At 73.5% G+C, this 14,594-nt stretch carries 7 protein-coding genes and 1 tRNA gene; 7 read left to right on the top strand and 1 reads right to left on the bottom strand.

The window, feature by feature from the left end:
• Positions 1-127: 127 nt before the first annotated feature.
• From JN535_RS03115 to JN535_RS21435, 3 genes are all read left to right on the top strand, one after another.
• The gene (locus tag JN535_RS03115; RefSeq protein WP_205201973.1) at positions 128-5,605 is read left to right on the top strand and encodes a GH92 family glycosyl hydrolase; all 5,478 of its coding nucleotides are present in this window, start codon (positions 128-130) and stop codon (positions 5,603-5,605) included.
• 150 nt (positions 5,606-5,755) lie between these two features.
• Positions 5,756-7,051 (top strand): AGE family epimerase/isomerase, encoded by a 1,296-nt coding sequence (locus JN535_RS03120; protein ID WP_205201975.1) that lies wholly within the window; start codon positions 5,756-5,758, stop codon positions 7,049-7,051.
• Between the two features lie 131 nt (positions 7,052-7,182).
• Complete coding sequence (locus tag JN535_RS21435; RefSeq protein ID WP_205201977.1) at positions 7,183-8,613, top strand: ATP-binding protein; 1,431 nt, start codon at positions 7,183-7,185, stop codon at positions 8,611-8,613.
• Positions 8,614-8,658: 45 nt separating this feature from the next.
• Here the strand turns inward: JN535_RS21435 and JN535_RS03130 are convergent.
• A tRNA-Gly gene (locus tag JN535_RS03130) sits at positions 8,659-8,729 on the bottom strand.
• Positions 8,730-8,885: 156 nt separating this feature from the next.
• On the opposite strand from JN535_RS03130, the gene JN535_RS03135 reads away from it, so the two are divergent.
• The 4 genes from JN535_RS03135 (at position 8,886) to JN535_RS03150 (ending at position 14,590) form a co-directional block, all read left to right on the top strand.
• Positions 8,886-9,488, top strand: a complete 603-nt coding sequence (locus JN535_RS03135; RefSeq protein ID WP_240200428.1) for a TM2 domain-containing protein — start codon at positions 8,886-8,888, stop codon at positions 9,486-9,488.
• 139 nt (positions 9,489-9,627) lie between these two features.
• Positions 9,628-10,203, top strand: a complete 576-nt coding sequence (gene dcd, locus JN535_RS03140) for a dCTP deaminase (protein ID WP_205201982.1) — start codon at positions 9,628-9,630, stop codon at positions 10,201-10,203.
• 65 nt (positions 10,204-10,268) lie between these two features.
• Positions 10,269-11,342, top strand: a complete 1,074-nt coding sequence (locus JN535_RS03145; RefSeq protein WP_205201984.1) for a hypothetical protein — start codon at positions 10,269-10,271, stop codon at positions 11,340-11,342.
• Between the two features lie 191 nt (positions 11,343-11,533).
• Positions 11,534-14,590, top strand: a complete 3,057-nt coding sequence (locus JN535_RS03150; protein WP_205201991.1) for a Na+/H+ antiporter subunit A — start codon at positions 11,534-11,536, stop codon at positions 14,588-14,590.
• Positions 14,591-14,594: the final 4 nt, after the last annotated feature.

Genomic DNA, 14,594 nt, shown 5'->3' on the forward strand with positions numbered 1-14,594 from the left:
CCGCGTTGACAAAGCCCGGTACCGCCACATAAGTTCAGGTCGCCCCTGACAACGCTTCCCCCCTGCGCGTTGTCAGGGGCACCCCTGCAGCCTGACAGCGCTGTCACGATCGAAGGAGATCGCGAGCATGACCAGACCCCAACCGCCCGGACGCGTGGTCGCCACGCGCTCCGGGAGCCGCCGCGCACGGCCCCTCGGCCTCGCGCTCGCCGCGGCCCTCACCGTCCCGCTCGCCGTGCCTCTCGCAGCCCCTGCGGGAGCCCTCACGGCCGCCCCTGCCGCCGCCGCGGAGCCCGGGGACTTCTCGTCCTCCTTCGAGTCGGGAGACCCGGCCGCGCTCGCCACCACGGTGGCCGAGCGCGACGGCGCGCCCTGGCAGGCCAACGTCGGCTCGTTCACGAGCGGGCTCCCCGGCAGCGTGCTCGGCACGCTCGAGGCCGTCACGGCGAGCGCCCAGAACCTGCCGAACGAGGGCGCCGCGAACCTCGCCGACGGCAGCTCCGGCACCAAGTGGCTCGCGTTCGCCTCGACGGGCTGGGTCCGGTACGAGTTCGCCGAGCCCGTCTCGTTCGTCGCCTACTCGATGACGTCGGGCGACGACGCCGCCGGCCGCGACCCGAAGAACTGGACGATCGAGGGCTCGAACGACGGCTCCACGTGGACCCCGCTCGACCAGCGCACCGACGAGGACTTCCCGAACCGGCAGCAGACGCGCACGTTCGAGCTCGACGGGCCTACCGAGGCGTACCGGTACCTGCGCCTCGACATCACGGCGAACTCGGGCGACGGGATCGTGCAGCTCGCCGGGTGGGACCTCTCCTCCGACCTGAGCGCCGGCCCGTCGGCCGCGCCCATGACGACCAAGGTCGGCACCGGACCGCGCGTGAGCTTCACCAACAAGGCGGGCGTCGGGTTCTCCGGTCTGCACTCGCTGCGGTACGACGGCTCGCACCTCGCCGACGGCGAGGCCTACGCGACGAACGTGCTCTACGACGACGTGGACGTCGTCGTCGGCGAGGACACGCGCCTGAGCTACACGATCTTCCCGGAGCTGCTCGACGACCTGCAGTACCCGTCGACGTACGCGGCGGTGGACGTCCGGTTCACCGACGGCACCTACCTGTCCGACCTCGGCGCGCGCGACGCGCACGAGACGGTCGCGACCGCGCAGGCGCAGGGCGAGGGCAAGATCCTCTACGCGGACCAGTGGAACTCCGTACGGATCGACCTCGGCGACGTCGCCGCGGGCAAGACCGTCGACCAGGTCCTGCTGGGCTACGACAACCCGGGCGGGCACGCCGGGACCAAGTTCGCGGGCTGGCTCGACGACGTCGCCATCACGGCGGACCCGGCGACGATCGACGGGTCGAGCCTCGTCAACTACGTGGACACCCGCCGGGGCACGCACGCCTCGGGCAGCTTCTCGCGCGGGAACAACATCCCGGCGACGGCCACGCCCAACGGCTTCAACTTCTGGGTCCCGCTCACCAACGGGTCGTCCGGGTCCTGGCTGTACGAGTACCACAAGGACAACAACGCGCAGAACCTCCCGCAGCTCGAGGGCCTCGGCATCTCGCACGAGCCGAGCCCGTGGATGGGCGACCGCAACCAGCTCGCGTTCGCGCCGGTCGAGGGGGCGGGCACGCCGGACGCGACGCTCAGCACCCGCGGCCGGGCCTTCTCCCACGACGACGAGACCGCGCGTCCCGACTACTACGGCGTGACCTTCGTCGACGGGGGCGCGGCCGAGATGACGCCCACCGACCACGGCGCGGTCCTGCGGTTCCGGTTCGCCGACGACGCGGGCAGCGTCGTCGTCGACCGTGTCCAGGGCGAGGACTGCATCAAGGGCAGGGACTCCTCCAACAACTGCCTGCCCTCCACGTCCGACCTCACGGTCGACCCGGCGACGGGGACGCTGAGCGGCTGGGTGCTCAGCTCGTCGGGACTGTCGGCCGGCCGGACGAAGATGTTCGTCGCGGGTTCCTTCGACCGTAGTCCGACGGCGGTCGGGACCGCGACGGGCAACCGTGCCGGCGCGCGCTTCGCGTCGTTCGACACGTCGTCCGACGACACGGTCGAGCTGCGCGTCGCGACGTCGTTCATCAGCCTCGACCAGGCGCGCAAGAACCTCGACCTGGAGGTGACGGGCAAGACCTTCACGGAGGTCAAGGCCGCCGCCGCGCAGGCCTGGAACGAGCGCCTCGGCGTCATGGAGGTGGAGGGCGCGAGCGAGGACCAGCTCGTCACGCTGTACTCCAACCTCTACCGCCTGAACCTGTACCCCAACTCGCAGTTCGAGAACACGGGCACGGCCGACGCGCCGGTGTACCGGTACGCGAGCCCGGTCTCGAACGCCGCGGGCTTCGCGGCGGGGAACGCCGAGGTGAAGGACGGCAAGGTCTACGTCAACAACGGCTTCTGGGACACGTACCGCACGGCCTGGCCGGCGTACTCGTTCCTCTACCCGGAGCTCGCGGGCGAGCTGGTCGACGGGTTCGTCCAGCAGTACCGCGACGGGGGCTGGGTCGCGCGCTGGTCCTCGCCGGGCTACGCCGACCTCATGACGGGCACGAGCTCCGACGTCGCGTTCGCGGACGCCTACCTCAAGGGCTCGCTCCCGACCGAGACCGCGCTCGACGCGTACGACGCCGCGCTGCGCAACGCGACCGTCGCGCCGCCGAACAACGCCGTGGGCCGCAAGGGCCTGCAGACGTCGCCGTTCCTCGGGTTCACCCCGGAGTCCACGCACGAGTCCGTGTCGTGGGGCCTGGAGGGCCTGATCAACGACTTCGGCATCGGCAACATGGCCGCGGCCCTCGCCGAGGACCCGGCCACGCCGGACGAGCGCCGCGAGACGCTGCGCGAGGAGTCCTCGTACTTCCTCGAGCGTGCCACGCACTACGTCGAGCTGTTCGACCCCGAGGTCGACTTCTTCGTGCCGCGGCACGCGGACGGCACGTGGGCCGTCGACCCGGAGACGTACGACCCCGAGGCCTGGGGCGGTGGGTACACCGAGACGAGCGGCTGGAACTTCGCGTTCCACGCGCCGCAGGACGGCCAGGGCCTCGCGAACCTCTACGGCGGCAAGCAGGGCCTCGAGGACAAGCTCGACCTGTTCTTCTCCACGCCGGAGAAGGGCGCGGGCAACGGCGGCATCCACGAGCAGCGCGAGGCGCGCGACGTGCGCATGGGCATGTGGGGCATGAGCAACCAGGTGTCCCACCACATCCCCTGGCTGTACGACGCCGCGGGCGCGCCCTCGAAGGCGCAGGAGAAGGTCCGTGAGGTCACCCGCCGTCTGTTCGTGGGCAGCGAGATCGGCCAGGGCTACCCCGGCGACGAGGACAACGGCGAGATGTCGTCGTGGTGGATCTTCGCCGCGCTCGGCTTCTACCCGCTCCAGGTCGGCTCCGACCAGTACGCGGTCGGCTCGCCGCTGTTCGACAAGGCGACCGTGCACCTGCCGGACGGCGACCTCGTCGTCAACGCCGAGAACAACTCGGTCGACAACGTCTACGTGCAGTCCCTCGCGGTGGACGGCGAGGCCCGCACCTCCACGTCGCTCTCGCAGGCCGACCTCACGGGCGGCGCGACGCTGGACTTCGTCATGGGCCCGGAGCCGTCGGACTGGGGCACGGGCGAGGACGACGCGCCGCCGTCGCTCACCGAGGGCGACGAGCCCCCGACGCCGGTCAAGGACGCGACCACGGCGGGCATCGGCACGACGACGGTCACGGACGGCGACGCGTCGACGAGCGCCGCGGCCCTGACGGACAACACGTCCGGCACGCGCACGACGTTCGCCACGGCGACGCCGTCGATCACGTGGCAGGGCAACGGCATCCGGCCGACGGTCGGGTCGTACACCCTCACCTCCGGGGCGAGCGGGACGGCGTCGCCGTCCGCGTGGACCCTCGAGGGCTCCGACGACGGCGAGACCTGGACGACGCTCGACGAGCGGTCCGGCGAGCAGTTCCGCTGGGCCCTGCAGACGCGGCCGTTCACGGTCGCGGAGCCGAGGGCGTTCGCGCAGTACCGCGTGACCGTCACCGCGACCGCCGGGTCGGGGGCGCTGTCGCTCGCCGAGGTCGAGCTGCTCGCCGACCCGAAGGACTCCGGGGCCGAGGAGCTCACGCTCTCGGCCGCGCCCGACCGCGACGCGGTCACCGGGCGCGAGGTCTCGGGCTCGTTCGCGACCCTCACCGGGGTCGAGGGCGACGTGGCGACGCTCGACGTGCAGGTCGCGTTCGGCGACGGCTCCGACCCCGTCGCCGGGACGCTCCGCGCCGGCGCGTTCGGCGGCTACGCGGTGGAGGCCGCGCACACGTGGGCTGCGCCGGGCGTCTACCCCGTGACCGTCACGGTCTCGGGCGAGGGGGTCGAGCCGGTCTCGACGACGTCGTACGTCTCGGTCTCGCTCCTGCGCGAGGGCTCGCTGCTCGCGGCGTACGACAACGTCTGCATCGGCGACGTCGGCACGACCGTCGGCTCGTGCGACGGCCAGGGCGTGTTCTTCGACCGGGCGCAGCTCGAGGCGAAGGGCTTCGTCCAGGGCGAGCGCATGACGGTGCCCGGCACCGACCTCGCGTTCGACGTCCCGACGGTCCCCGCCGGGCAGCCGGACAACGCGACGGGCGACGGCCAGACCATCGAGCTCGAGGTCCCCGCGGACGCCGAGCAGCTCTCGGTGGTCGGCACGGGCACGGAGAAGAACCAGCAGGCCCAGGGCGTGCTGACCTTCGACGACGGCTCGTCCCAGCCGATCGACCTGAGCTTCGGCGACTGGTCGGGCGCGGCGCGCAACCCCGTGTACGGCAACATCCCCGTCGCCGTGACGGACAGCCGCCTGCGCGGCGGCAGCCCGCAGACCGGCACCCCCGCCGCGTTCTTCGCGACGGCGCCGATCACGCTCCCCGAGGGCAAGCGGGCCGTGAGCCTCACGCTCCCGGACCAGCCGGGCGAGCTCGCGCGCGACGGCCGCATCCACGTGGTCGCGGTCGCGCACGACGGCACGTTCGCCGAGCACCCCGCTCTCGAGGTGACGGCCGCGGACGGCGTGACTCTCACCGTCGGGCAGTCCACGGACGCGGTGCTCGCCCAGGTGACCGGTGGCCGCGAGGGCGCCGAGCTCCGCGCGGCGGTCACCTGGGGCGACGGGTCCGACGTCGCGGCGGGCACGGTGACGGACGGGTCCGTCTCCGGCTCGCACGCCTACGCGACGGCCGGGTCGTACACCGCGTACGTCGTGGTCGACGACGGCTGGACCAGCCAGGCGGTCCAGGTCCCCGTGACCGTGACCGAGGGCCAGCCGACGCTCGCGATCGACGTCACGGTGAGCGCGCGGTGCCTCGCCGGCAAGGCCTACGTCGCGGTCCGCGCCGAGAACGACGAGGACACGCCGGTCGCGGTCCGGCTCGTCACGCCGTTCGGCACCAAGGAGTTCGCGGCCGTCGCGCCGGGGGCCAACGCCTACCAGTCGTTCGCGACGCGGGCGACGTCGGTCGAGGCCGGCACGGTCACCGTCGAGGCGACCCGCGGCAGCGGCGACGAGGAGGTGACGGCGTCGATCACGGCGGACTACGCCGCCGTGGCCTGCGGCTGAGCCGCTGAGCCCGCCTCGCGCCCCGCTCCCGGGGCACGGGGCGGGCATGCACCACCGTCGGTGCCCCGGGATGATCGTCCCGGGGCACCGCGCCGTACCGGCACCGCGCCCGGTGCGGCACCACGTTCCCAGCACGAGAAGGACCGAGACATGACCGAGCACCCGTCCGAGCAGCCCACGCCCGCCCCCGACCCGCGGGGCGGCCTCACGGCGGGCAGCGCGCGCTGGCGTCGCGACCAGCTGGCCGACCTGCTGCGCTTCGGCGAGGCGTCGCTGCGCGCGGACGGGGCCGCGCAGTGGCTCGACGACGACGGGCGGCCCGACCTGGCCCGGCCGGTGCACACCTGGATCACGTCGCGCATGGCGCACGTGTACTCCTTCGCGTCGCTGCTCGGCGTGCCGGGGGCGGGGGAGCGGGCGGACGCCGCGCTGCACGGCCTGCGCGCGGTGCTCGTGGACGCCGAGAACGGCGGCTGGGTGTCCTCGCGGGGCCCGGCGCGGCGCCCGGGTGATCTCGAGGCGGGGGAGGGCGTCCCGGTCGACGGGACGAAGAGCGCGTACGCGCACGCCTTCGTGGTGCTCGCCGCGGCGTCGGGCACGATCGCGGGCCGCGAGGGCGCGCGCGAGCTGCTCGACGCGGCGCTCGCCGTCCTCGACGAGCGCTTCTGGGAGCCCGGCCCGCGCATGCACGCGGACGAGTGGTCGCGCGACTGGTCGGTCCTCGAGGAGTACCGGGGCGTCAACGCGAACATGCACGCGGTCGAGGCGCTGCTCGCCGCGCACGACGCGACCGGCGACGCCGAGTGGCTCGGCCGCGCCGCGTCGATCGCGGATCGCGTGATCGGCTGGGCGAGCGAGAACGAGTGGCGCATCCCCGAGCACTTCGACGCGGACTGGAACCCGCTGCCCGACTACAACGCCGACCGTCCGCGCGACCCGTTCAAGCCGTACGGGTCGACCCCGGGCCACGGGCTGGAGTGGGCGCGCCTCCTGCTCCAGCTCGACGTCGCCGCGGGGACGCCGGGCGTGCGCACCGACGCCGCGGTGGCCCTGTTCGACCGCGCCGTCGCCGACGGCTGGGACGGCGCGCACGACGGTGGCTTCGTGTACACGGTCGACTGGTCCGGGACGCCGGTCGAGCCCCGCCGCTACCACTGGGTCGCGGCCGAGGCCGTCGCGGCCGCCGACGTGCTCGGCCGCGTCACGGGCGACCCGCGGTTCGCCGAGGCCGCCGCCGGCTGGTGGGCGTGGATCGACCGGTACCTCGTCGACCACGAGCGCGGGTCGTGGCACCACGAGCTCGACACCGCCAACCGGCCCGACGGCGTCACGTGGGTCGGCAAGCCCGACGTCTACCACGCCGCCCAGGCCGTGATCCTCCCGGACCTGCCCCTGACGGGCTCGCTCGCCGCATCGGCCAAGGCCGCGGGCAGCATCCTGGGCTGACGCCCACCCTGACCGCCGAGCCCGGGGTCGTTCCTCGCGTCACCGCCGCCGTGAGGAGCAACCCCGGGCTCGGCGCTGCTACCCCCGAAAGGTTTACTATTCTCGATGAGGGTTCGATCTGAGGGGGTCTTGTGGCGGGATTCATCGGGCGCGCGACGGAGCTGCACGAGCTCGCGCAGCAGCTGGACGTCGTTCGCGCGGGCGGAAGGGCGGACGCCGGCGTCGCCGTGCTCCTACGAGGCCGCCGCCGCGTCGGCAAGTCGCGGTTGGTGACCGAGCTCATCGCGCGAGAGGCGGTGCCGTCGGTCTACTTCCAGGCGGCGCGGCACGCTCCCGCGGGCGACGAGCTCGCCGCGTTCGCCGAGGCCGTGGCACGGTCCGACCTGCCCGGTGCGGTGGTTGCCGAGGGGAACAGGCCCGCCTCCTTGACCGCCGCCCTCCGGCTGCTGGCCGCCGCGCTCCCCGCGGAGTCTCCGGCGATCGTCGTCGTGGACGAGCTGCCCTGGCTGCTCGAGGGGATCCAGGGTGGCGCCGGGGAGCTGCAGCGCGTCTGGGACCGGGAGCTCTCGCGACGGCCCGTGCTGCTGCTCCTCCTCGGGAGCGACCTGGCGATGATGGAGGCGCTCGGGCGTCCGGACCAACCGTTCCACGGGCGCGCGACCGAGATGCTGCTGCGTGCTCTCTCTCCTCGGGACGTCGCCCGGATGACGGGACTGACGGGAGCCGACGCCTTCGACGCGTTCCTCGTCACGGGCGGGCAGCCGCTCGTCGCGCAGGAGTGGCAGCCGGAGGAGCCGCCCGCGGCGTTCGTGCGGCGCGCGTACGAGCGGCCGACGAGTGCGCTGGTCGTCTCCGGGACGAGGGTCCTCGACGGCGAGCTGCCCTCCACATCGCACGCCCGGTTGGTCCTGACGGCGATCGGCGGCAAGGGCGAACGGACCTACTCGCGGATCCTCCAGGCTCTCGACGGCTCGATCTCCCCGACGACGCTCGACCGGTCGCTCGGGCTCCTGGCCGAGAAACGCGTGATCGCCGCCGACGAGCCGCTCTCCACACGGGCCGCGACGAAGGATCGGCGCTGGCGGGTCTCCGACCCGGCGCTGCGGTTCTGGCTCGCGATGGTCGAGCCGGCGCTCCCGGACATCGACCGCGGTCGACCCGACCTGGCTGCCGCCCGGTTCGAGACGACGTTCTCGTCCTGGCGCGGTCGCGCGATCGAACCCGTGGTGCGGGAGGCTCTCGCGCGGCTGCTGCCTGACGAGGCCTGGCCCGGTGCCCGAGAGGTCGGAGGGTGGTGGCCGCGGAACAACACCCCCGAGATCGACCTCGTCGCTGCGGACGCGCGCCCCGCGCGCACCATCGCGTTCGTCGGGAGCATCAAGTGGCACGCCCGCACACCGTTCACGTCGCGGGACGTCGCCGCGCTCGCCGCCGACGCCGTCCACGTGCCGGGCGTCGGTGCCGCGACCCCGCTCGTCGCGGTCTGCCCGGCCGGTGCCGACGACGACCCGCGCCTGTCCCGGGTGTGGACGGCCGACGACCTGCTCGCCGCCTGGCCATGACGACAAGAGCCCCGCACCGGACCGGTGCGGGGCTCTCGAACGCTGAGCGGGTGACGGGAATCGAACCCGCGCTGTCAGCTTGGGAAGCTGAAGTTCTACCATTGAACTACACCCGCGCGGCGCTGGTGGCGTCCGCCCCGGGCCCTCTGGGAGGATCCTCGGCGAACCAGCGCGCGCCCCGATCATAGCGGACGTCGCCGGTGATGCCAGAACCCGACCGCACGACGACCCTGACCCGCGCCGATGAACGGTGCGCCGCCCGAGGAGCCGCCTTGTCCGAGAACCCGTACCAGCAGCAGCCCGATCCCGCGCAGGGGACCCCGGCCCCGGGCGACCCGGTCCACGGGGGCGGGGCGACGCCGTCGGGCACGACGCCGGGCCACGACCAGCAGCCCGTCTACGGCGACGCGTACGGCCAGCCGCAGCAGGGGTACGGGGACGCCTACGGCCAGCAGCCGTACGGGACGCCCGGCGCTCAGGCAGGGTACGGCCAGCCGCAGGGGCAGCCCTACGGCGCCGACCCGCAGCAGGGCTACGCGCAGCAGGGCTACCCGCAGCAGGGCTACGGCCAGCAGCCGGGATACGCCCAGCCCGGCGCGTACGGCCAGCCCGGCTTCGACCCCGCGTACGACCCCCAGGCCAAGTCCCGGCTCGCGGCGGGCCTGCTCGGCATCCTCGTCGGGAGCCTCGGCATCCACCGGTTCTACCTGGGCTACACGGGCATCGGCCTGACGATGCTGCTCGTGTCGGTCCTGTCGTTCGGCTTCGCCGCGCCGGTCATCGCCATCTGGGGCCTGGTCGAGGGCATCCTCTACCTGACGTCGAAGACGGGCTACTACTCGGTCGACTCGACGGGCCGCCCGCTGCGCGCCTGAGACCCGCCGAACCCGGGGATACGGGTGGGGTCGCCCGGCGAACCCACCCGTATCCCCGGGTTCGGCAGCGTCGGGCAACCACGGATCCAGGGTTCGGCACCCGGTCCGGGCAGGCGCCGTCGTCGGCTAGCGTGGGCCCGTGCTGCTCTCCGACCGCGACATCCGGGCCGAGCTCGACGCCGGGCGCGTCCAGCTCGAGCCGTACGACCCGGCGATGCTCCAGCCGTCGAGCATCGACGTGCGCCTCGACCGGTTCTTCCGGCTGTTCGACAACCACAAGTACCCCTTCATCGACCCGTCGCAGGACCAGCCGGACCTCACGCGCCTGGTCGAGGTCGACCCCGCGGAGCCGTTCGTGCTGCACCCGGGGGAGTTCGTGCTCGGGTCGACCTACGAGACGGTGACGCTGCCCGACGACGTCGCCGCGCGCCTCGAGGGCAAGTCGAGCCTCGGCCGGCTGGGCCTCCTCACGCACTCCACGGCCGGGTTCATCGACCCGGGCTTCTCCGGGCACGTGACGCTCGAGCTGAGCAACGTCGCGACGCTGCCGATCACGCTGTGGCCGGGCATGAAGATCGGGCAGCTCTGCTTCTTCCGCCTGTCGTCGCCGGCCGAGAACCCGTACGGCTCGAGCGTCTACGGCTCTCGCTACCAGGGCCAGCGCGGCCCGACGGCCTCCCGCTCGTGGCAGAGCTTCCACCGCACCGACGTCTGAGCGCGGCACGCCGCGTCGGACGTCGTTCGACCCCGCAGGACCCGAGGATCGGAGGACCGCACCGCATGAACCCGCTCCCGCCGCTGCCGCAGCCCGACGGGCTCGGCGCCGCGCAGTCGTACCAGGCGCGGCACCTGCTCGGGCTGCCGGCCGACGTCGTCGTCGACGAGGTCGAGACGCTCGCGCTCTCGCGGTTCGCCGGCGCGCGCTGGGACGTCGCGCCGGAGGGGACCGAGCCGCTCGTGCCGCCGGCCCGCACCGCGCCCCCGGGGGCGCCCGGCGTGCTGCGCACGTCGCGCCACACGACGATCACGGGTCCGTACGCCGGCCCCGGGACCGGCCTGCCGCCGGGCACGACGCTCGTGTTCGACGTCGTGTGCCCGCGCGAGCGCGGCGACGTCCCGTACCCGGGCGGCGGGGACCGCGACGGGATCGGCCGCGCGTTCCCGGGCGGGCTGCCCGTGCGCGAGGAGGAGCGGGTCGTGGCGTTCCTCGTCGCGGCGGCGCGCCGGCTCGGCGGCTCGGTGCGGACGGACGTCGGGAACCCGGCCGGCCCGGGCGTCGTCCTCACGCCCGACCCGGGCGTCGCGATCGACATGACGCTGTACTCGGACGTCTGGCTGGACCCCAACGCCGCGCTCGCGCTCGTCGCGCGGCTGCACCCCCGCACGCGGCTCGCGACCGAGGGGAAGCCGTACGAGGGTCCCCCGAAGGGCATCGCCGACCTGCCGCTGTACCCGGGCGAGAAGATGGACCCCGAGCTGCGGCGCGCGATCCACGCGGCCGCCGACGACGTCGACATCAAGGCGCTGACGACGGGCGCGGTGCTCGACGGGTACGGCCTGATCGTCGACCTCGGCATGGACGGGCTCGTCGCCGTCGAGGTGGGCGGCGAGGAGGCCCTGCCGCTCCTGCTCCGCGGCCTCCCGTGGACCGTGGACGGCGCCGTGAGCTACCGCGTGCGCTGGGAGCCGCGCGACCTCGTCGAGTCGCAGCAGGAGCAGCCGTCGCTCGACCACCAGGTCGCGCGCAAGCGTGCGGCGCAGGTCGTCACGCAGGTGGTCCGGACGCTGCACGACGCCGTCGGGGGCGAGATCGCGGACGAGGCGGAGTTCCTCGTGGACCCCGAGGATCTCTGACGGGAGACTGAGGAATCGGTCACGGTCCGGGCTGCGGGGCAGGTGCAGGGCTGAGGAGTCGGTAAAATGGCTCTCGGCACGGCATCGCCGTCGCCGTGAACTGTCGTGCCCTGCGGCTCCCTCCCGCGGGTGCGACGATGACAAGTCCAGCAAGACCCGCCCACCCGCCCCCGACCCGGACGGAGCGGCCCGTGCTCTACGTGCTCGTTGCCCATCTCGTGATGGCACTGGGCGCGCCCGCACTCGTCTCGTTCCTCGGCCGCCGGGCGTTCCTCGTCATGGCGCTCGCACCGGCGTCGGCCGCGGTCTACGCGCTCGCCTGGACCGACCGCGTGATGGCGGGGCAGCACCCGACGCAGGTCGTCGAGTGGGTCCCCGGCCTGGGGCTCGAGCTGGCGTTCCGCATGGACACGCTGTCGTGGCTCATGCTGCTGCTCGTCGGCGGCGTCGGCGCGCTCGTCCTCGTCTACTGCTCGGCCTACTTCTCGCCCACCGCGCAGGGCCTGCGCCGGTTCGGCGGCGTGCTCACGGCGTTCGCCGGGGCCATGGTCGGGCTCGTCACCGCGGACGACATGCTGCTCCTGTTCGTCTTCTGGGAGCTCACGACCGTCTTCTCCTACCTGCTCATCGGCCACTACGCCGACCGCAAGGCGAGCCGTCGTGCCGCGATGCAGGCGATCGTCGTGACGACGGCGGGCGGCCTGGCGATGCTGGTGGGCGTCGTGATCCTCGGCGTGCAGGGCGGGACCTTCCGGATGTCGGAGATCATCGCCGACCCGCCGACGGGCGGCGCGGTGACGGCCGCGATCGTGTGCCTCCTGGTGGGCGCGGCGAGCAAGTCCGCGCTCATCCCGCTGCACTTCTGGCTGCCCGCGGCGATGGCCGCGCCGACCCCGGTCAGCGCCTACCTGCACGCCGCGGCGATGGTCAAGGCCGGCGTCTACCTCGTCGCGCGGTTCGCGCCCGCCTACTCCGACACGACGGTGTGGCGGTCGATGGTCATCGCGCTCGGCGCGGGCACGCTGCTCGTCGGCGGCTACCGCGCGCTGCGCCAGTACGACCTCAAGCTCGTGCTCGCGTTCGGCACGGTGAGCCAGCTCGGCCTCATCATCCTGCTCGTCGGCCTCGGCACGCGCGGCGCCGCGCTCGCCGGGCTCGCGATGATCGGCGCGCACGCGATGTTCAAGGCGTCGCTGTTCCTCGTCGTCGGCGTGGTCGACGCCGCGACCGGCACGCGCGACCTGCGTCGCCTCACGGGCGTGGGCAAGGCCCTGCCGTGGACGGCGGTCGCGGGTGGGCTCGCGACCGCGTCGATGATCGGCCTGCCGCCGTTCGCGGGCTACGTCGCGAAGGAGGCGGCGCTCGAGTCGCTGCTGCACGGCGAGGGGCCCGTCTGGGTCGACACGGTGGTGCTCTGGGCGGTCGTCGTGGGCTCGATGTTCACCGTCGCCTACGGCCTGCGCTTCTGGTGGGGCGCGTTCGCCTCCAAGCCGCACCTCGGCACGCCCCCGGCGCGCGCCAACGAGCACGTGAACCTGCGCGCCCTCGCCGCGCGCGGCCCCGCGGTCGCGGCGGAGGAGCCGCCGATCGACCCGGCGCGCATCCACCGCCAGCCGTTCCTGCTCGTGAGCCCGGCCGTCGTGCTCGCCGTCCTGGGCCTCGCGACGGCGCTCGTTCCCCACTTCGGTGAGGACCTCCTCGCGCCCTACGCGGACACGTACCCCGTCGGCGAGCCCGGGCACCTCGTCCTGTGGGCGGGCTTCACGCCCGCGCTCGCGCTCACCGTCCTGGTCCTCGTGGTCGGCGTCGTGCTGTTCTGGCAGCGGGCCCGCGTCGAGCGGTTCCAGGCGTCCCTGTGGACGGGGCCCGAGGCCGACGTCACGTACCGCAAGGTCATGCGCAAGCTCGACGACCTCGCGGCGGACGTCACCGCAGTCACCCAACGTGGTTCGCTGCCGTTCTACCTGGGCGCGATCCTCGTGGTCCTCGTGCTGGGGCCGGGGATCGTCATGGTCGCGCAGACGGCGTGGCCGGAGCAGCTCAAGGCCTGGGACCGTCCCGCACAGCTCGTCGCGGTCGCCGCGATCTGCATCGCCTCGGTCCTCGCCGCGCGCTCGCGCCGTCGGCTCAAGGCCGTGATCCTCGTCGGCATCGCGGGGTACGGCAACGCGGTCCTCTTCCTCCTGCAGGGCGCGCCCGACCTCGCGCTCACGCAGGTGCTCGTCGAGACGATCACGCTCGTCGTCATGGTGCTCGTGCTGCGCCGCCTGCCCGCCTACTTCTCCAACCGGCCGCTCGCGGCGAGCCGGTGGGTGCGCCTGGGCATCGGCCTGGCGGTGGGCGTCGTCATGATGGGCTTCGCGGTGGTCGCGCCGCTCGCGCGGGTCGCGACGCCGATCTCCGTCGACTTCCCGGCCGAGGCGTACGAGTTCGGGCACGGCAAGAACATCGTCAACGTGACGCTCGTCGACATCCGTGCGTGGGACACGATGGGCGAGATCTCGGTCCTCCTGGCCGCGGCCACCGGCGTCGCGTCGCTCGTGTTCCTGCGCACCCGCAGCGGGGAGATCCTGCGGGCGTCGGGGGCCAAGCCCGTGACGACGGCGTCCGGCTCGGGCGTGTGGAGCGACACCGAGGACCCGGGCGCCGCGCTGCGCCGTCGTGGCGTCACGGAGAAGGACCAGCCGCGCATGCTCGTGTGGCTCAGCGCGGGCCGCACGCTCGCGCCCCAGAGACGCTCGGTGATCTTCGAGGTCGTCACGCGCGTGCTGTTCCACGCGATGATCGTCTTCGCGCTCTTCCTGCTGTTCTCCGGCCACAACGCGCCGGGCGGCGGGTTCGCGGCCGGGCTCGTGGTGGGGATCGCGCTCATCGTGCGCTACCTCGCGGGCGGCCGGTACGAGCTCGGCGAGGCAGCGCCGGTGCACCCGGGTCTGCTGCTCGGCACGGGACTCTTCCTGTCCGCGGGCGTGGGCCTCGTCGCGTTCCTGCTCACCGGCAACGTGCTCGGCAGCGACGCGTACGACATCGCCCTGCCGCTCGTCGGCGAGATCCACCTCGTCACGTCGCTGTTCTTCGACGTCGGGGTGTTCCTCGTCGTCGTGGGCCTCGTCCTCGACATCCTGCGCACGCTGGGCGCGGAGATCGACCGCCACGCCGAGCGCGCCGCGGCCGGACGCGAGCCGGGTGAGGACACCGGGCCGTTCGAGGCCATGGAGCCCGACGCGATCGGGGGTGGCCGCCGGTGAACGT

It is taken from the genome of Cellulosimicrobium cellulans (genome assembly GCF_016921195.1).
GTDB classification, from domain to species: domain Bacteria; phylum Actinomycetota; class Actinomycetes; order Actinomycetales; family Cellulomonadaceae; genus Cellulosimicrobium; species Cellulosimicrobium cellulans_F.